General features: G+C 49.6%; 20 protein-coding genes. 4 read left to right on the top strand and 16 right to left on the bottom strand.

Features of this window, described 5'->3' with window-relative positions; genetic code table 11:
* Positions 1-104: 104 nt before the first annotated feature.
* Positions 105-1,130, bottom strand: coding sequence for an IS110 family transposase (locus LN341_RS20150; RefSeq protein ID WP_234205480.1), 1,026 nt, complete (start codon positions 1,128-1,130; stop codon positions 105-107).
* Between the two features lie 81 nt (positions 1,131-1,211).
* On the opposite strand from LN341_RS20150, the gene LN341_RS20145 reads away from it, so the two are divergent.
* Positions 1,212-2,323 (top strand): IS3 family transposase gene (locus LN341_RS20145; RefSeq protein ID WP_234206602.1). Its coding sequence is split into 2 segments (ribosomal slippage): positions 1,212-1,464 and positions 1,464-2,323, totalling 1,113 coding nucleotides; the frame shifts between segments, so codons are not numbered across the junction.
* Positions 2,324-2,474: 151 nt separating this feature from the next.
* On the opposite strand, the gene LN341_RS20140 is transcribed toward LN341_RS20145, so the two are convergent.
* Together LN341_RS20140 and LN341_RS20135 are read right to left on the bottom strand one after the other, a co-directional pair.
* Positions 2,475-3,011, bottom strand: a complete 537-nt coding sequence (locus LN341_RS20140; RefSeq protein WP_234205478.1) for a nucleotidyltransferase family protein — start codon at positions 3,009-3,011, stop codon at positions 2,475-2,477.
* Between the two features lie 135 nt (positions 3,012-3,146).
* Positions 3,147-3,617, bottom strand: a complete 471-nt coding sequence (locus LN341_RS20135; RefSeq protein WP_234205476.1) for a GNAT family N-acetyltransferase — start codon at positions 3,615-3,617, stop codon at positions 3,147-3,149.
* A gap of 95 nt (positions 3,618-3,712) precedes the next feature.
* Between LN341_RS20135 and LN341_RS20130 the strand changes: the two genes are divergently transcribed.
* Positions 3,713-4,726 (top strand): IS110 family transposase, encoded by a 1,014-nt coding sequence (locus LN341_RS20130; RefSeq protein WP_234205475.1) that lies wholly within the window; start codon positions 3,713-3,715, stop codon positions 4,724-4,726.
* Between the two features lie 379 nt (positions 4,727-5,105).
* Here the strand turns inward: LN341_RS20130 and LN341_RS21825 are convergent, their stop codons facing one another.
* From LN341_RS21825 to LN341_RS20100, 7 genes are all read right to left on the bottom strand, one after another.
* Positions 5,106-5,312, bottom strand: coding sequence for a GNAT family N-acetyltransferase (locus tag LN341_RS21825; RefSeq protein ID WP_255783153.1), 207 nt, complete (start codon positions 5,310-5,312; stop codon positions 5,106-5,108).
* Positions 5,239-5,577 carry a GNAT family N-acetyltransferase gene (locus LN341_RS21820; protein ID WP_255783136.1) on the bottom strand — a complete coding sequence of 113 codons (339 nt, stop codon included), beginning with the start codon at positions 5,575-5,577 and terminating at the stop codon, positions 5,239-5,241. The genes LN341_RS21825 and LN341_RS21820 overlap by 74 nt, the downstream gene beginning before the upstream one ends.
* Before the next feature lie 150 nt (positions 5,578-5,727).
* On the bottom strand, positions 5,728-6,612 hold the full coding sequence (locus tag LN341_RS20120; RefSeq protein ID WP_234205473.1) for an IS3 family transposase: 885 nt from the start codon (positions 6,610-6,612) through the stop codon (positions 5,728-5,730).
* Positions 6,564-6,905, bottom strand: a complete 342-nt coding sequence (locus LN341_RS20115; RefSeq protein WP_234205471.1) for a transposase — start codon at positions 6,903-6,905, stop codon at positions 6,564-6,566. The genes LN341_RS20120 and LN341_RS20115 overlap by 49 nt, the downstream gene beginning before the upstream one ends.
* A gap of 72 nt (positions 6,906-6,977) precedes the next feature.
* Positions 6,978-7,562: a DUF5677 domain-containing protein gene (locus tag LN341_RS20110; protein WP_234205468.1), complete on the bottom strand. Its 585-nt coding sequence runs from the start codon at positions 7,560-7,562 to the stop codon at positions 6,978-6,980.
* An 890-nt stretch (positions 7,563-8,452) separates the two neighbouring features.
* Positions 8,453-8,734: a peptidylprolyl isomerase PpiC gene (gene ppiC / locus LN341_RS20105; protein WP_234205465.1), complete on the bottom strand. Its 282-nt coding sequence runs from the start codon at positions 8,732-8,734 to the stop codon at positions 8,453-8,455.
* A gap of 106 nt (positions 8,735-8,840) precedes the next feature.
* On the bottom strand, positions 8,841-9,077 hold the full coding sequence (locus LN341_RS20100) for a hypothetical protein (protein ID WP_234205463.1): 237 nt from the start codon (positions 9,075-9,077) through the stop codon (positions 8,841-8,843).
* A 188-nt stretch (positions 9,078-9,265) separates the two neighbouring features.
* On the opposite strand from LN341_RS20100, the gene LN341_RS20095 reads away from it, so the two are divergent.
* Positions 9,266-10,912 (top strand): ABC-ATPase domain-containing protein, encoded by a 1,647-nt coding sequence (locus LN341_RS20095; RefSeq protein ID WP_234205462.1) that lies wholly within the window; start codon positions 9,266-9,268, stop codon positions 10,910-10,912.
* A gap of 266 nt (positions 10,913-11,178) precedes the next feature.
* Positions 11,179-11,634: a hypothetical protein gene (locus LN341_RS20090; protein WP_046220814.1), complete on the top strand. Its 456-nt coding sequence runs from the start codon at positions 11,179-11,181 to the stop codon at positions 11,632-11,634.
* A gap of 119 nt (positions 11,635-11,753) precedes the next feature.
* Here LN341_RS20090 and gabT read toward each other — a convergent pair whose 3' ends face one another.
* The 6 genes from gabT to LN341_RS20060 are packed head-to-tail and all read right to left on the bottom strand — an operon-like array spanning position 11,754 to position 19,303.
* Entirely contained in the window at positions 11,754-13,025 is a 1,272-nt protein-coding gene (gene gabT / locus LN341_RS20085) for a 4-aminobutyrate--2-oxoglutarate transaminase (protein WP_234205460.1), read from the bottom strand.
* A 12-nt stretch (positions 13,026-13,037) separates the two neighbouring features.
* Positions 13,038-14,471 (bottom strand): NAD-dependent succinate-semialdehyde dehydrogenase, encoded by a 1,434-nt coding sequence (locus tag LN341_RS20080; protein ID WP_234205459.1) that lies wholly within the window; start codon positions 14,469-14,471, stop codon positions 13,038-13,040.
* A gap of 28 nt (positions 14,472-14,499) precedes the next feature.
* Complete coding sequence (gene aguA / locus LN341_RS20075) at positions 14,500-15,603, bottom strand: agmatine deiminase (RefSeq protein WP_234205457.1); 1,104 nt, start codon at positions 15,601-15,603, stop codon at positions 14,500-14,502.
* Between the two features lie 30 nt (positions 15,604-15,633).
* Positions 15,634-16,503, bottom strand: a complete 870-nt coding sequence (aguB, locus tag LN341_RS20070; protein ID WP_046220810.1) for an N-carbamoylputrescine amidase — start codon at positions 16,501-16,503, stop codon at positions 15,634-15,636.
* A gap of 22 nt (positions 16,504-16,525) precedes the next feature.
* Positions 16,526-17,803: an FAD-binding oxidoreductase gene (locus LN341_RS20065; protein WP_234205455.1), complete on the bottom strand. Its 1,278-nt coding sequence runs from the start codon at positions 17,801-17,803 to the stop codon at positions 16,526-16,528.
* Positions 17,804-17,815: 12 nt separating this feature from the next.
* Positions 17,816-19,303, bottom strand: coding sequence for an aldehyde dehydrogenase (locus tag LN341_RS20060; RefSeq protein ID WP_234205454.1), 1,488 nt, complete (start codon positions 19,301-19,303; stop codon positions 17,816-17,818).
* Positions 19,304-19,307 lie beyond the last annotated feature (4 nt).

Below are 19,307 nucleotides of genomic sequence, written 5' to 3'. Positions count from 1 at the left end.
AAAGAGTACAAGCATCTCAGTGCTATTTGTGCCATCAGGTTATCTATCTGGCCGATGTACCGTTATCGTCATCATTGTCATTGCAAAATGGGTGAATGAGTTTATTAGCAAGCAAGGTTGTTGGCGTTGAACGCTCGGTGTGAATTCATCACAGCCCAGGCGATCCGCACTAACTTGTTAGCCAGTGCGACAACAACGACATTAAAAGGTTTGCTTGCCCTCAGATTACTGAGCCAGGGTTCGAAGCATTTTCCCGTTGTTTCTGGCTTAGATAAGACAGCACGGGCGCAATGAATAAATAATGTTCTGAGTTTTTTATTACCCCGCTTGCTTATCCCTAATAATGTGGTTTTCCCACCTGTAGAGTACTGTCTCGGAACCAATCCTATCCATGCTGCCATATCACGGCCACACTTGAAATTTCCCGGAGAGGCAATCTCAGCCAAGCATGAGCTCGCTGTGATATGAGCAACACCAGGGATAGTCATAAGCAATTCACCGATTTCATTATCAGAGGTCATTTGGATTAATTTCTGTTCTTGCTTCTGAACGTGCTCAGTGAGGTACAGGTAGTGCTCGTGAAGTTCTTTTAACTCCAAGAGTAAAGCTTGAGGCAGTGATTGATTTTGCTCTGCAATCCATTGAAATAACTTTTTCATCGTTGAATGACCGTTGGGAAGACTGAGTCCGAATTCAACAAGAATTCCACCAATTCTGAGCATGGTCGCCGTACGTTCTTTGATATACGCCTCTCTTGCTCGATTTATGGTACTGATGATCTGGGCGTTTTCTGACTTCACGGCAGCAAAGCGCATTGATGGACGGGATGCAGCTTCAGCAATCGCCGCCGCATCAATGAAATCGTTTTTATTTGATTTCACATAAGGCTTTACATATTGAGGTGGGATGAGTTTTGCTTCGTGCCCGTAACTTTCACATTTTCGGGCTAACCAATGCGCGCCGCCGCAAGACTCAAATGCCACAGTTGTCTGCGGTAAATTAGAGAGCCATAAAAGCAGTTGAGCCCGATTGAATTTCTTACGACACACCTCATGCCCATGCTTGTCATGTCCGATACAGTGAAAAGTATGTCTGCCTAGATCGATACCAAGAATATGTAAATTGTCCATGATGGTGTAACCCTCCCCGAAAAACATGTCGCTAGTAATTAGAGCTTTTCCGTTTACACTGAAATAAACGGAGAACGCATGATGAAAAAATCACGCTACACAGAAACACAGATCGTGAAGATCCTGAAGGAAGTGGAGGCTGGCCGTAAGGTCAACGAAGTCTGTCGTGAATACGGTATCTCTGACGCTACCTATTACAACTGGAAATCGAAATATGGTGGTATGGAAGCGTCCGATGTGAAGCGGCTGAAAGAGCTTGAAGATGAAAATCGCCGACTCAAGCAGATGTTCGCTGACCTCAGCCTTGAGCATCGTATTGTGAAAGATATTCTGGAAAAAAAGCTGTAAAGCCAGCGGTTAAACGCGAACTCGTGGAGTATGTTCGTCAGCAATTTCGGGTCAGTCTCAGAATGGCCTGCCGCGCAGTTGGCATCAGTGATTCTGTCTATCGATATCAACCAGACCCTCATCGAGATGATGAGGTCATCGCCAAGTTGCAAGAAGCCGTAGAGCGATATCCTGCTTATGGTTTTGGCAAGTTATTTAAAGTTCTCAGACGCTGGGGATATCCATGGAACCACAAGCGCGTTTACCGTGTTTACTGCTCACTCAAGCTCAATATGAGACGCAAAGGAAAAAAGCGGTTACCGAAACGGGAGCCAGTCACGCTGGCACGTCCTGACGGGGTGAACGGCTGTTGGTCGATTGATTTTATGAGTGACGCTCTGGCTTGCGGCAGACGTTTTCGTACGTTTAATGTTGTCGATGATTTTAACCGCGAAGTGTTAGCCATCGAAGTGGACTTAAATTTACCAGCCCCAAGAGTCATCCGGGTTTTGGAGCGTATCACAGCGTGGCGCGGGATGCCCGGCAAACTCAGGATGGATAATGGTCCAGAATTTATCTCCACAGCGTTAGCCGAATGGGCCGAAGAAAATCGAGTTGAACTTGAATTTATTCGACCAGGAAAACCCACTGAGAACTCATATATTGAGCGCTTTAATCGAACCTATCGCACAGAACTTCTCGATATGTACGTTTTTAAAACGCTGAGTGAAGTTCGAGAGTTAACCGAACAATGGATGAAGGAATATAACGATGAACGCCCTCATGATGCCCTTGATGATCTGACCCCGTGGGAATACTTAGCAAGGTACGAAAGCAGGAAAAACTCTAATTTAGGCTGCCATTAAAGTAGGGAGGGTTACAATTGCACGTGCTTATAACGCCAGCCTAAAGCGGCTGGCAACGATCTACCACTAAACTCAAACACAACAGCCATAACTACCGCGGCTCAATGGGTGTGGAAACGACATGCGTTGACAGTCACTCTTGAGGCGTTTGTTATGGCGCAATTCTCAAGTTAGGCCACATAGCCAACCAACCTTTTGACTTTACTCGATTTTCGAAGGTCTCATATGCCCGCCTAGGATTATGTGAGATGAGACCTTGAAATAAACTCTCAAAACCGAAGGCTGATATACATTCGTAATCGTCGTGCTCGACTTTTCTTACAGCCACCGCCGTTTCTTTTTCAGGCCAATAGCTCATGGCATCCAATGTGCTTTGGTAAGGGTTGTCGCCATTTTGTAAGTACATCTTGGCTTGATTTTTTACTTGCCAATTGAGCTGGGGCATTTGCTCCAACAACTTGAGTTCAAGTGATTTTTCATAATCTGAATCTAAACAATTGGCATCGAAAAAAATGACATCAATGTCATTTAATGGCGTCAGCTTTACTTTGTGATGTAAGAAATCCCAAACAAGGTTTCGTACAAAACCTGCGGCTATATAGCATTCAGGCAATTCAAGCTGATAAACACATTCCAGTGCTTCAAGTCGAATAGGATCTTTTCTAATTAAATCAACGATAGGTTTCATTTTTACCTTGCGCTATAACGCCCGCCTAAGGGGCTGACAACACACAACCACTAACCCCAAACACTACAACTATAACCACCGCGGCTCAATGGGACTGGAAACGCTAAGCGTTGACAGTCTCTCTTGAGGCGTTTGTTATGTGGCAGCTTCCCACACCATAATAGTTGTTTCTATGTCATGATGCTGCGCTTGGTGTAAAACGCTAAAACCATGATTTAAGTACAGGGAAACATTAAAACTTTCACATTGCAGATAGAGCTTTTTAACACCAATATCGATTGCTTTTTCTTTTGCTGATTCAAGTAACTTGCTGGCGATACCCTTACCCCTATACTTTGGATTTGTGTATACACCACCAACCCAGTTTTCGTACTCTGGATAATTTTTGTTTTCACGAACTTTGAGCTCTAAAACACCAGCGAGTTCACTGTCAATATGAGCAACAAATGACAAGGGGATTTGGTTTCGGTTTACTGACTTTTCGATGACCTTTTCGAGCACCATTTCTTCGGTTACATTCGGAGCCATTCTCGCCCACTCATCGTAATACCACTTAGCTATTTTTGGTGCTTCAGACGGACAATCCGCTAGTAATGAAATTTCCATATTTCCTCTTTGCCACATAACGAATGACATGGACTCCCCCTCATCAGGCTTTGCCACACTTGGTAAGTCTTATCTTGCAACTACCGGAGGCCACCATGTCACATTCTATTTATGGCATTGATTTAGCCAAACATAGCTTCAGTATCCACGGTGAAGATCATCAAGGCAAGGTGTTGATCCACAAAACAATAACGCGGTCAAAAGTCCTTGAGACGTTTGCTAATATCCCACCCGCAATTATCGGTATGGAAGCCTGCGGTGCCTCTCATTACTGGGCCCGAGAACTGGCGAAGCTCGGCCATACGCCAAAGATCATGGCGTCGAAGTATGTGGCACCTTTCAGAACCGGTGCCAAAAATGATCTCAATGACGCCTTTGCCATTTGCACAGCTGTCATCCGTCCTTCAACACGCTTCGTCCGGATCAAATCGGCCGACCAGCAAGCGATTTTGCTCCTGCATCGTGCGCGTGATCATTGGGTCCATGAACGAACGGCATTACTGAATCAAATTCGCGCCATGCTGGCTGAGTTCGGCATTATCGCGCCGAAAGGACGCCACGCATTACAAACCGCTATCCCCGAAGCGCTTGAAGATGGTGACAACCCACTCCCTGATCTCGCCAGAGCGATCATTTCAGACTGTTTCGGGCACTTGCTCATTCTGAATCAACGTATTGCAGACCAAGAACAATGCTTCGATATGCTGGTTTCTCGCAGCCGCCAAGCAAAGAAAATCATGAAGGTGGCAGGCATTGGACCCATTACAGCGACAGCCGTCATCGCCAGTATCGGCAAAGGTGAGCAATTCGATAAAGGACGGGATTTCGCCGCCTGGCTCGGGTTGGTTCCCAGCCAGTATTCAACCGGTGGTAAGCCAAGGCTCGGACGAATTACCAAAAAAGGCGACCGATATCTGCGGACACTCTTGGTTCATGGTGCACGTGCTGTTATCGCCAGTCTCGGCGATAAAACTGACCGACTCAGCTTGTGGTGCAAAAGTCTGGTCGAGCGTCGAGGGTTCAAACGGGCGATTGTCGCGCTCGCAGCCAATAACGCCCGAATCATTTGGTCGTTATTGAGAAACGAGACTGAGTATCAACTGATATAAAATTGAGCATGTTTTTGTACAGCGGAATCAATTGCTTCACCGGATCATTGCAACAGCCAATGATGATATAAGGTTCAGACCTTTTGCGGGAAAACCTGATAATGCGGCGGGCACGTTTGATGCCTTCTAACGAATGAGGAACCTCAACCGAGCAGGGTCATCAGGGTCATGGCATCAATGCCAATCAACAGACCGAATGTAAAGCGGCAGTCCCAAACCTTATAGAACCTGACGCTGTTGTTGACAACCGGGGGAGTCCATGTAGCCCGCCTAAGGGGCTGGCAACGCATACCGCTAAACTCAAACACAACAACCATCACCACCGCGGCTCAATGGGACTGGAAACGCCACGCGTTGACAGTCCCTCTTACGGCGTTTGTTAGCAATCAGACTCAAACATCATTGGAATATCAACCATTCCATGACGGTTTCTGATTCCTTCTGTGCGTTTAAAACCGAAACGCAAATAAACGTTTTCCGCATTTACCGCAGAGTTAACAGTAAAGGCACCTCTATTCCCGTTTTTTACTGCTTCTTTTTTTAATTGTTTCCCACAATTTTCGGGAAAGTCCTTTACCTTGAAAATTATCGTCTACGAATAGATGGTACAAGTGTGAGTTGTCTCGAATCCCAGCCACACCGACCACTTCATTGTTCGTTGTTACTGCGACAACATAGTCATAATTTGTGGATAGATATTTGCCGATGCTTTCCTCTGACATTGAATCGAGCAAAATATCGTGGACAGACGCATCACAAGTTGGGCAAACATATTTTGCTGTTAAAGGTAAAATCAATTCACTGATTGACTTCGCATCACTGATTTCTGCTTTTCTGATATTGATGCTCATTATTTCTCCTGATTGCTAACGCGCTGCTAAGTGGCTGCCAACATGCCACAAAACTCAAACAAACCACCGTAAACACCAAACCCAACCAGAAGTAAAACCGCCGAGCGTTGGCAGTTGATGTTCACCCGATAAAACGGACACACATTGTTGTTAAGCGGCTTTCTCGTACTGTATCGGAGATACATAATCGAGGCTACTGTGCAGCCGCACCCTGTTGTAAAAATACCGGATGTAGTAATCCACCTGTTTCCTCAACGATTCGAGTGAACCGAAGTTGCTGGCATGGATCAGCTCAGCCTTTAGCGTCTTGAAGAACGACTCCACTTCCGCATTATCGGTACACTTACCTGGCCGGTTCATGCTGTGACGAATGCCATAATGAGTCAGCCAGCGCTGCATCATCAAGGCGCGGAACTCTATGCCCCGGTCGGTATGCAGCAGTAATCCCGGTCGTGGTTTTCGCTGCTTCAGCGCCCGGGACAAGGCCGTGGTCGACAATCGCGCATTGAGTTTGTCATCTAGTGCCCAACCCACGATTTTACGTGACCACAAGTCGACTATCACCGCCAGAAAGACATGCCGGCGGCCCAGGCGGATATAGGTGACGTCACTTGACCACTGCTGATTGGGTCCCGTCGGTTTGCTTTCCTCCAACCGGTAGTTGGGCAGTACTTTCAGCTCTGCCCGGCGTTTGTGCATGCGTCGATAAACACACTCCACTCTGGCCTTGAGTCCGGCTTCCCGCATCAGTCGTGCCACGCGCTTAACCCCAACGCGAATGCCTTCCTGACGTAGAGCCCGGTGTACTTTCGGACTGCCGTAACGTGACTTTGAAGCCGCGTGAATACGATGGATATCAAGCAATAGTGCGTCATCCTGTTGCCGCCGCTGGCTTGGCTGCCGCTTGAGCCAATCGTAGTAACCGCTGCGCGAAACCTGGAGCCTGGCACAAAGCTGCCTGACCGGCAGCGATGCCTGATGATGCTTTATGAATCGGTACTTTTGCGCCGTTCCTCCGCCTGGAAACGGTGCCACTTTTTTAAGATATCGTTCTCCATCTCAAGCTCAGCGACCCGCCGTTTCAGACGCTTCAGCTCATCCTGCTCTTGCAGCTTGCCTTCGGGCGCCGGGGTCTTACGGTGTTTTGTCATGCCGAATTTTCCTTCTCGATACTCTTTGCGCCAACGAGACAACATGAAGGGATGGATGTCCAGTGCTTCCGCAACTTCCTTCACACTCCGGTGTTCTTCATGGCTCCAGAGAACAGCTTTTATCTTGAAGTCGTTGCTGTACTGCTGGGTTCGCTTTCCCGTTTTGTAAGCTGGCATGGCTCACCTCTCTACGTTATCGAGGTGTGTCCGTTAAAGCGGGTGAGGTCCAAGTCCGGCTTAAGCAGTTTGTTATACGCATTTATGCATGCGCTCAAGGAGTTCCGTGACTTTTTTCCCCATAGCTTCGTCTTGCGCGATCTGAGCTATTGCAGCATGAGATAGAAGAGTAAATAGGCATGCTTCACGCACAAGTAACTCTATAACCTCTGGGTCATTTTTAAACCCAATAGTTTCTCCGTCAAACCGGTAGGCGATTTGAGTACTTTTACCATGTGACAAACTATCTAGTATATTTTTAAGTGAACTTTTGGCATAACGAGTTAAAAAGCTATAGTCTTGAGAATCCATAATCAACTCATCGACCAGAGTACTTAACGACTTACCCTTCTTGTTACTATTTAATGTGTTTGAGACTTCTTCATCACTTGCGCAATTCAATACCCAGCTACCACGTATATACGCTTCCACACATGAACGATATAAAGCAGCAGAAGAGGAATGTCTGCCTAAGTCACATAAGATATCAATTGACTCTGCATGTTCATGACAAAGATCAAAGAGAGCTATTGCAGCAATATTACGCGGAGATCGCATGAACTCAGCGTCAACCGTTAACACGTTGCAATCTCTAATAATTAACTGAAATTCTTCCACTTCCGTACTCCAGCGTATAACATTTTATTCAACGACACCATGTCGTATAACTCTGTCATATAACTCTTTCAATCAGGAATAACTTAAGTGATTGATTATATTGAACCAAGTGCGCTCAACCAGATAGATCTATCAGTAATATACACGACATCATGTCGTATATCTTACTCAATCGCCTGATGCTACCCAATTGATATTATTTGATTTTTTCTATTTCATGACTTACCGCAAAAATCAACGACATATACGCTTGTGAGAAAAACGACATCGCTCACTTACCCAATAAAGAGAAACTATAGAATTGCACACACTGCATGGATTTCCGCCTGCGCGGAAATTACAGTAAGCCATTGAATTATATTTAATTTTAATAGAATTTGGCGTGTGCTATAAAGCAGAAATGAAAAGTTTGAGGCTTGCCTCTCCCCAAGGGAAAAATTCAGGACGAATTTTTAGGTTGTCGGCGCCGGGAGCGCCTACAACCGACCGGACCACACCAAAGAATAAAAAGGCATTTCTGGGTACTCTTTTTGCCTTAAAAGAGTACCTGGCGCGCATCAACCCATGTCAAATAAACCACAGAACCCAATGCGCGACATACTCACCCAGCCACCAAAAACGCACTCGCTTTGTGGATTCCCGCCTGTCGCGGGAATGACGACTTGGTGATATATATTGATGGTACAAAATCAGGGAAAAATTCAGGACGAATTTTTAGGTTATCGGCGTCGGGAGCGCCTACAACCGACCGGACCACACCAGAGAACAAAAAGGCATTTCTGGGTACTCTTTTTGCTGGAAAAGAGTACCTGGCGCGCTGAGTACAATGCGAAGGGATGCTTCAGACTCAAGCGCGACAAACAAACTCCCTCAAAAGAGGCCATAAAAACTCAAGTACGATACAGCACCTTAATAATGTGATACCCAAACTTGGTCTTCACCGGACCGATCGGCTCAAGCACTTTGCCGGTGAATACGGCTTTATCGAATGCCGGTACCATCATGCCTTTGCGAAACTCACCGAGATCGCCGCCGCGCTTACCGGATGGACAAGTCGAGTATTTCTTTGCCAGCGTCTGGAACTTGGCGCCTTTCTTCAGTTGCTGCAAAATATCGTCAGCTTGTTCTTTGTGTTTTACCAGAATGTGCAATGCTGCTGCGGTAGAGGCCATAATACCCGCCTTATTTTGTCTGAGTCTTGATGGGCGGCAAGTGTGCGACAAATCACATCATCTGGCAAGTTTTCGCTTTATACCTGCGCGCTCAGCGCCACCACGATTATGGCCAGAAAACCAGATTCACCATTCTGAGGATGATCGCCAGAATGACAGCGGCCACCCCGGCACGGTAAAACTTAAATTCTACCGTTGTCATACTGACGCGCTTGTAGAACATCGTCATCACCCCACCCCAGTTGCGGGTGCGGCGTCCGTATTGCACCATGCTGGTCAAGATGAGGATCACGCCGCTGAGCAGCAATAGCCATTCGGCCGATTTTGATGCCATTTCCAACATACTGACTCCTTGTATCGCGTGGAAAGTCTCTTTTCTCATCACAGTGACGAAAACCCGGTACGTGAACAATTAGACTAAGGTTGGAATGCCTGATAAGCGGGAGCTGGATCACCGAATAACATGCACATAACTGTGCTTTGGTGTACACTCCTGCCCCCAATGTTTATTGCCAGTGATATCGAGTGACCATGGACTTACTAGAAGCCAGACTCAAAAAAATTGACCGTCGTAATTACCGCAGCTATTCCAGCCTGCGGGGTCAGTACAACTTTGTTGATTACGATTTCTTTATCGATATCCCTCAGTCGGATCCGTTCGCGCCCGCAACCCGTGTTCGCGCCCGGCGCCAGTGGTCACTCACGGATCTGGCCTGGCTGAAAGAGCAGTCGGCAGATTATCAGCGTGCGGCACGTGATTTTATCGCCCGTCAGTTTGCCGATCTGGCCAAAGAAGTGAATGAGATTCAGATCGATCGTCCGGGACAGGCGGTATTGGATCGCACTGCTGTCGTTTTCGATGACGATGCCATTGAACTACGTTTCCGAGTTGATCTCCCTGCAGATGGCCGCACCATCATTGCCAAGAAAACACTCAACCTGCTGACCTTTACGCTGCCGAAAATTATTCGTCGTGCGACGATTGCACGTGAACTGCCGATGGACGATCTGCGTCGCCATTGTGAAACCGTTGAAGATCAGGTAGCACTGCGCGCGCAACTCAAAGAGAAAAACCTGATTGCCTTCGTAGCCGATCACAGCGTACTGCCACGCCTTGCCGGTAACAGCGAACAGCCGATGCCTGACGCAGTGCCCTTCATCAGTCCGGACAGCCTGGCTGTTGAACTAGATGCACCTCATGCCGGCAAACTACGCGGTATGGGCATCCCCACCGGCATTACCATGATTGTCGGTGGCGGCTTTCACGGCAAATCGACCCTGCTGAATGCAGTCGAGAATGCTGTGTATGATCATGTCCCGGGGGATGGCCGCGAATATGTGGTTGCCGATGAGACCGCCAGTAAAATTCGTGCCGAAGATGGCCGCTGCGTTCACAGCGTCGATTTGTCGCCCTACATCAATAACCTGCCTATGGGTAAAGATACTACCTGCTTTAGCACGCAAAATGCCTCAGGTTCGACCTCGCAGGCAGCCTGGTTGCAGGAATCGCTGGAGGCTGGTGCTCAAACCCTGTTGATTGATGAAGATACGTCCGCTTCGAACTTTATGATCCGTGACGAGCGCATGCAGGCGCTGATTGCGAAAGAAGATGAGCCGATCACGCCTCTTGTGGATCGCATTGCTTTGCTGCGCAATCACCTGAATGTGTCTGTCATGCTGGTAATGGGCGGTTCCGGTGACTATCTGGATGTTGCTGATACTGTAATCCAGATGCACAACTATGAAGCGGTTGATGTCACTGCGAAAGCCAAAATCATCGTGCAATCGCACCCGACACAGCGCCAGCCGGAAGGCAGTGATACCATTGAACAGCCGCGTGTTCGTCAGCTGAACCGCTCCGGACTTCAGGCGCAGCTGGAAGAAGGCAAGTTTCGTATTCAGGTCAAGAACAAACAAAGTCTGCGTTTTGGCCGTGAGTTTGTCGATCTGCAGGCCTTAGAGCAAATTGCCGATGCCAGCCAGCTACATACTATCGGCTGGCTGTGGTGTCAGCTCGCGCAAATCAAAGGCTGGGAAAAGCAACCTGTGACTGCCTTCCGCAAGATGCTGCAGGAAGAATGGTTCCGTAGCATGCCGAACTATGGTGATTTAGCCAAGCCGCGTGTTGTCGATGTGATGGCAGTCCTGAACCGGATGCGCAAAGCAGAGTTTAAATAAATCACGCTTGTTCAGACGCAACACACGCTTTTCATCAGGCATACTCAGGTATGCCTGTTTTTTATTCACCGCTGACACCCCTTTCAGCCCATTCTGGGGAGCTGCTCTTACTCCCCTTTTTAATCAATGATTCTGAGAAAGTTTTCTGTGAGCCGATAAAAGGCGGCTTTTAAGAGAAAGCATAACCTTACCCTGTGCGTGTTCATCACACTGGACCAATAAGTCTGAGTGAACCGCTTTCCATTCAATTATCAGGAAGGTAAATCATGAATAACCAAAATTTAGCTTATATGATTCTCAATGATTCAGCGCGAATCACAGAAGCCATTACAACCGGTGCTGCCTGGGAAATATGGATGCAAGTCGAACTGATTCTTCTTTTCCGTCAGGCTGGCATACAAGCCACTCGTGAAGTGCCTTATCCGCCGCCCAATGGAAACTGGCGCTTAGATGCACTGGCTCAGGATAATGATGGGAGGTATGCGATTGAACTGAAAGTTGAAAGTGCAACGAACGCAGGTGCTGCCCTCCTTGTCTCGGCTCAGCAGGACATGAATAAAATCGTACATTATCCGGCGCCGAACCCCGGTTCAAGATGGGTCGTCGCGATCGGATATAGCGCAACGGCAAGGCATGCCCTTCAGGACTATGCCAATGACCCGGCTCACCACTCGATTTATCACGAACAAAACGCCATTGGTGTATTGGTGACCAACGTTTGACAGATTCAGCAGCGGGTCTGAATCATCAAAGAAACAATGGAACACGGCAGATTTAATTTAAAAAATAAGGGCATACTCAGGTATGCCCTTTTTACTAACTCAAATCCAGAGATGTGAATTTACACCAATGCCGCCAGTGCTTTTTTCACTTTTTCAATGCCTTCGGCAAGGATCTCATCTTCAATCGTCAGCGCCGGCAGGAAGCGGATCACGTTTCCTTTTACGCCACAAGACAGCAGAATCACACCTTCTTCCCGTGCCAGAGCCACCAGGGATTTGGTCAGATCAGCCATGGGTGCCCCAGTTTGCGGATCAACGAACTCGACGGCAATCATCGCGCCCAGATTTCGTACCTCGCCGATCACAGGGAAATCAGATTGCAGCGAGCGGAAATGGCTGGTCATGACTTCGCCGATTTTCAGCGCTTTCTCACACAACTGCTCTTCATCAATGATTTTCAGCACTTCCAGACCTGCAGCGCATCCCAGAGGCGAACCGGCATAGGTGCCGCCTAAGCCACCTGGCCCTGCAGCATCCATGATCTCGGCTTTACCCACAAGCGCAGAGATAGGGAAACCACCGGCAATCCCTTTTGCCATGGTCATCATGTCTGGTTCAATACCCAGATATTCAGTAGCAAACATTTTGCCGGTACGAGCGAAACCGGTTTGGATTTCATCGGCAATCAGCAGAATACCGTGTTTGTCACACAGCTCACGCAGCGCTTGAGCAAACGCCGGCGGCGCCTGATAAAAACCGCCTTCACCCTGCACAGGTTCAAAAATAATGGCAGCCACACGCGATGGTTCGATATCACAGGCGAACAGATCGTCAATCGCCTGCAGGCTGTCTTCAATACTGATGCCGTGGAACGCATTCGGGTAAGGCACATGATAAATCTCCCCCGGGAAGGGGCCGAAACCGGCTTTATAAGGGGCAACTTTGCCGGTCAGACCCATGGTCATATTGGTCCGGCCGTGGAAACCGCCTTTAAATGCAATCACACCACTTCGTTTGGTGTGCGCACGGGCCACTTTGATGGCGTTTTCGACCGCTTCTGCGCCTGTGGTCAGAAAGACGGCTTTTTTCGCTGTATTGCCAGGGGCGCGTTCTGTCAGTTGCTCCGCCAGTTCCACAAAAGAGGTGTATGGCGTAACCATGGCACAGGTATGGGAAAAATTATCCAGCTGCGCTTTCACCGCTTCGACAATACGCGGGTGCGAATGGCCGGTATTATTCACCGCAATCCCTGAGCCAAAATCAATATAACGATTGCCTTCGATATCCCAGATTTCGGCATTCTTTGCAGTTTCTACGTACAGCGGATTCAGGTTGCCCATTCCTTGTGCGATCACTTGTTGCTTACGTGCTTGCCATGCTTGATTGCTCATCACTTCCCTTCCTTATGCTTGAATGCCGCCAAAACAGAGGTATTTAATGTCCATGTATTCGTCGATGCCTTGCTTGGCACCTTCACGCCCGATACCGGATTGTTTCACTCCACCAAACGGAGCAACTTCGGTTGAAATCATGCCTTCGTTGATCCCCACCATGCCGTATTCCAGTGCTTCAGCCACTTTCCAGATCCGGTTGATGTTCTGGCTGTAGAAGTAAGAAGCGAGGCCATAAATGGTGTCGTTTGCCATGTCGATCAGCTCATCATCCGTGCTGAAACGAATTACCGGCGCGATCGGACCAAAAATTTCTTCCTGCACGATATCCATGTCATGCGTGACATCTGCCAGAATGGTCGGCTGCACAAACAAACCATCGAGTTGCTGTCCGCCCGTGACCAGTTTGGCACCCTGAGCAACCGTGTGATCTGTTAAGTGCATGATCTTCTCTTTGGCCGATGCATCAATCACAGGGCCGATCGTCACGCCTTCATTCAGTCCGTTGCCCACTTTGAGCTTTTCAACTTCAGCTTTGAATTTGGCAACGAATGCATCGTAAACCCCGTTCTGGACGTAAAAGCGGTTGGCACACACGCAGGTTTGACCGGCATTGCGGAATTTAGAAGCCACCGCACCTTTGACCGCCAGATCAATATCGGCATCGTCAAACACAATGAATGGTGCATTGCCGCCCAGCTCCATCGACGTTCGTTTAATGCTGTCGGCACATTGCGCCATCAGCAGACGTCCGACACCGGTGGAACCGGTAAAGGACAACTTACGAATCAGCGGACTGCCGGTGAATACCTTGCCGACCATACTGGACGAGGCATTCACCACCAGTTGAAGCGCGTCACGCGGAATACCGGCCTGATAACCTAATTCAGCCACCGCATAAGCAGACAAGGGCGTCTGATTGGCAGGTTTACAAATAAAGGTACAACCTGCCGCCAGCGCGGGGGCCGCTTTACGGGTGATCATCGCAATCGGGAAATTCCAGGGCGTAATCGCACAGGCCACACCAATGGGTTGCTTGATCGTGACGATGCGTTTATCTGTCGTCGGGCCAGGAATCGAATCACCATAGGTGCGTTTGGCCTCTTCTGAAAACCACTCGATAAAGCTGGCACCATAGGCCACTTCGCCTTTGGCTTCCGCCAGCGGCTTGCCTTGTTCCAGGGTCATCAGACGGCCCAGATCGTCCTGGTTCTGCATAATCAGATCAAACCAGCGACGCAGGATCCCAGCACGCTCTTTCGCGCTGGTTTTCGCCCAACGCTTTTGCGCGGTGTTTGCACGTTCAATCGCAGAGTTAATTTCCGCTTCAGTCTGAGTCGGAATATGGCACAGCACTTCACCATCAGCCGGATTGGTCACCGCCAGTGAGGTGTCGGATGGCTCGCAAACAAAGGCGAGCAGAGTACGATTCTTAATTTGCTGCATAATAAAACCTTTTCATTTGACCAGGCCTTCAGCCCTGTTTACTGGCAAGTGCGCCGGGGATTTGCTGGGTAATGCAATGGATATTGCCACCGCCCAGCAGCACTTCACGGGTCGGAATGCCGATAATCTGGTAATCCGGCAAAGCCGCTTGCAGAATATCCATGGCTTGCTGATCACAGGCTGAGTCCAGCAAGGGCAAAAACACCTTTTTGTTACACATCAGGAAGTTGGCGTAGGAGCCGCCCAAGCGTTCACCGGCTTCGCGTTTCATGCCGCCTGAAGGCTCAATGCCCGCCGCTTCCTCCTGTGTTAAATATAGCGGACCCGGAATCGGCAACTTGTGTACCCGGATACGACGTCCTTTGGCATCAGTACTGCTCTCCAGTACATCAAGCGCCCGGCGAGAGATCGCATACTGAGGATCCTCAGGATCGTCACACCAGCTCAAGACCACTTCGCCCGGTGCGATCACGTGCAACAGATTATCGACATGGCCATTGGTCTCGTCGTTAAACAAGCCATCCGGCAGCCAGATCACCTTGTTGATTGACAGATAATCGGCCAGACACGCTTCGATCTCTGTTTTGCTGAGATGCGGATTCCGTCCGGCAGACAGCAAACATTCTTCTGTGGTGTACAGGGTGCCTTCACCGTCAGTGTGAATCGCGCCCCCTTCCAGCACGAAAGGTGCACGATAGTAATCCAGCCCTAAGTGGTCGCAGATCGCCGCAGCCACCTGATCGTCGTCATTCCAGGGCGCGTACAGACCATCGACTGCCCCGCCCCATGCATTGAACTGCCAGCTGATGCCACGACGATCACCTTGAGCGTTCACCACAACAGTCGGGCCGATGTCTCTCATCCACGCATCATTGAGCGGCATTTCAACGATCTCGATGTCTTCCGGCAACATCAGTGCTGCCGTCAGGTACTGATTGGGGCTGACTGCCACACAGACCTTGGTATGTTGGCTGATGGCCGTCGCAACCTGAGTAAAAGCGTGCTGCGCTGGCTTCGCAGACTCACGCCAGTTATCAGGCCGCTCCGGCCATGCCAGCCAAACCTGTTCCTGCGGCGCAAACTCCGCAGGGAAATAATAGCCGTGTTCTGAAGGGGTGCCCTGTCGTTCCATGGCAGTCTTCCTTTCTAAATTCCGAGTGTATTACTTGCCCGTCAGGGAATTGATACGTGTGTACAGATCAGGACGTCGGTCACGGAACAATCCCCAGCTGTAGCGCGCTTTGGCTGTCGCTTCCAGATCAATGGTGGCATAAATGATGGTTTCTTCATCACGCCCCGCTTCGGCCAGTTTCTTGCCGGTATGATCGGTAATAAATGACGAACCATAGAAGGTGGTTTCAATGCCATCATCGGTTTCGACACCGGTGCGGTTGGCGGCAATGACAGGCACAAGATTGGCTGCAGCGTGTCCCTGCATGGTGCGCTGCCAGTGATCACGGGAATCCAGCGTCGGATCCTGCGGCTCAGAGCCAATGGCGGTCGGATAGAAAATCGCTTCTGCGCCCGCCAGCGCCAGACAGCGTGCCAGCTCCGGGAACCACTGATCCCAGCAGATGCCCACGCCAAACTTACCAAACCGGGTTTCCCAGACTTTGAAGCCGGTATCACCAGGGCTGAAGTAGAATTTCTCGCTGTAACCCGGACCATCAGGAATGTGTGATTTACGGTAATTGTCCATCACGGTGCCGTCAGCATCGATCATCACCAGAGAGTTAAAGAAGCTGTTGCCAGAACGCTCAAAATAACTCACCGGGATGACCACATTGAATTCACGCGCCAGCTGGCTCATGTGATCAATTAACGGGCTGTTATCGGTTTCTTCTGCCAGATCGAAATACCTGGCGACCTGTTCTTTGCAGAAGTAAGGAGCGGCAAAGAGTTCCTGCAGCACCACAACGTTCGCGCCATTGTCGGCGGCTTCTTTTACCGCCTGGCTGATCTTTTTCAGGTTATGATCGATATCCCACGACATCGAAAGCTGCACTGAAGCAAAAGTCACTGTCTTTGACATTGTTCTCTTCCTTTTCCAATCCTTAGATAGCGAGCTTGTCGCGTAAGTTGTAGTAAGCGGCCCCAAGCGCCGTAAACGGCACCTGGAAATGGCGCCCGCCCGGGAAGGCGTAGTGACGCAGAGACGCAAATGCATCAAAACGCTCAGCATGTCCGGTTAACGCTTCGGCCAGCAGCTTGCCGGCAAGATGCGTACAGGTAATGCCATGGCCGCTGTATCCTTGCAGGTAGTAAATGTTGTCAGCAAAACTGCCAAATTGCGGCATCCGTGAATAGGTCAGCAGGAAGTTACCGGTCCAGGCAAAGTCAAGTTTCACGCCTTTTAACTGAGGGAAGACTTTTTCCATCTTCGGACGGATCAGTTTCTCTACGTTAGCCGGATCACGGGCGCCGTACACCACGCCGCCGCCAAACAGCATGCGGTTGTCGCCGGTAATGCGGAAGTAATCCAGCAGGTAATTGCAGTCTTCTACGCAGTAACGCTGCGGCAGCAACTCGTCACACAGGGCTTCCGACAGTTGCTCGGTAGTCACCACCTGTGTGCCACATGGAATGGCTTTATTGCTGATATTTGGCGCCAGACCACCCAGATAAGCATTGCCGGCCAGTACCAGATATTGCGCTTTGACTGAGCCCTGGCCCGTATGGGCAACAGGTTTGGCACCTTTTTCGATTCGGGTAACGGCTGACTGTTCAAAAATCTGTCCGCCCATCTGAATAATGGCTTCGGCTTCACCCAGCGCCAGATTGAGCGAATGAATATGGCCACCACGCATATCCAGCAAACCGCCTTCGTAGACGTCAGTACCGACCATAGTTTGCAGCTCGGCTTTGTCGAGCAGCGTCAGTTCCTTGTTGCCGTAACGTTCCCAGTTGGCTTTATGGTGTTTCAGTCCTTCAAACTGCTTTTTGTTTACCGCGGTGAACAAACCGCCCTGGCGGTGATCACAGTCAATGTTAAATTCTTCAATCAGGTCGCGAATGATATCGCCGCCTTCAAAAATCATGCTGCACAGCGCATCTGAGGTCTTTTTGTCGTAACGTTTCTCGATGACATCGACATCGCGGCTATAGCTGTTGACAATTTGGCCGCCGTTACGGCCCGTCGCACCAAAGCCTACTTTGGCACTTTCGAGGACCACCACTTTAAAGCCTTTTTTCGCCAGGTGCAGCGCAGAAGACAAACCACTGAAACCCGCACCCACGATACACACATCACATTCGATATTGTCAGTGAGCGTTGGAAACTCTCGCGTATAGTTCGCCGTCGCGGCGTAGAAAGAACCGGTATGATTAATCACAGTAAACTCCTTTTAGTACGACTCAAGACGAAGCCAAGTGGTTTTCACCTCTGTGAACTTCTCCAGGGCATGCAGTGATTTATCCCGACCATTGCCGCTTTGTTTAAAGCCGCCAAACGGAACTGTCATGTCACCTTCGTTGTAGTTATTAATCCAGACCGAACCCGCCTGAAGCTGACGGGCAACCCGGTGTGCACGGTCCAGATCGGACGTCCATAGCGCGGCACCCAGTCCGTAGGGGGAATCGTTGGCGATCGCAATCGCTTCTTCTTCTGTGCTGAACGGGATCACACACAACACAGGACCAAAAATTTCTTCACGGGCAACCGCCATGTCATTACTGACATCATCCAGCACCACTGGGGCAACAAAAGCGCCTTGTCCTGCAACATCACCGCCACACAGCACTTTGGCACCGGCCGCTTGGCCTTTGGCGACATAGTCCAGCACTTTGGCTTTGTGCTCCTGATCGATCAGTGCGCCCATCGACGAAGCCGGATCGAGCGGATCTTTCGGAGTAAAGGCGTGTGATGCTGCGATCACTTTGGCAACAAACGCATCTTTAATGCTTTCGTGCACCAGCAAGCGCGTTGCTGCGACACAGACTTCACCCTGGTTATAGAAGCAGCCCGATGCGGTTTCCGCCGCGGCTTTGTCCAGATTCTTGTAATCGGCGAACACGATGTTGGCATTTTTTCCGCCCGCTTCGGCCCAGACACGTTTCATGTTGGATTCGCCGGAACAAATCATCAGCTGGCGCGCAACTCTGGTGGAACCGGTGAACGTAATACAGTCCACATCTTCGTGGCGCGCTAAAGCATCGCCCACTTCATGCCCGAATCCCGGCAATACCTGGAATACACCGTCCGGAATGCCGGCTTGTTTGGCCAGTTTGCCAAGATGAATGGCGGTTAACGGTGATTTTTCTGATGGCTTGAGTATCACGCTGTTTCCGGCCGCTAGCGCAGGTCCTAATTTCCAGCACGCCAGCCAGAGTGGAAAGTTCCAGGGCACAATAGCCGCCACAACACCAATAGGCTGATGCGTGATATAGGCATGGACATTGACTTCCGTAGGCGCTACTTCGCCGTAAGTTTTGTCAACAGCTTCTGCGTACCAGCGAATGGCCGCGGCAGCGCCTGGAATATCAGTACTGTAACTGTGACTGATCGGTTTCCCTGTATCCAGGGTTTCCAGCAAGGCCAGGGTTTCGCGCTCCTGATCGATCAGGTCAGCGAACGCCAGTAATACGGCTTTCCGTTTTGCCGGACTCTGGTTTTGCCAGTCTCCGCGGTTAAAGGCACTTCTGGCCATCTCAACAGCAATTGCTGCATCCTTTCCATCACAGCGGGCAACATCAACAAGATGCTCATCTGTCGCCGGGTTGATTACGGCAAAAGTTTGGCCGCTTTGGGCATCCTGGTATTCACCATGGATGAATGCTCTGGCTTCGATGTCTATCCGCTGCTTAAGTGCGATCCATTGCTGTTGAGTGTTCATACGC

Source organism: Photobacterium sp. TLY01 (genome assembly GCF_021432065.1).
GTDB lineage: Bacteria > Pseudomonadota > Gammaproteobacteria > Enterobacterales > Vibrionaceae > Photobacterium > Photobacterium halotolerans_A.
This window is presented reverse-complemented; position numbering and strand designations above follow the sequence as displayed.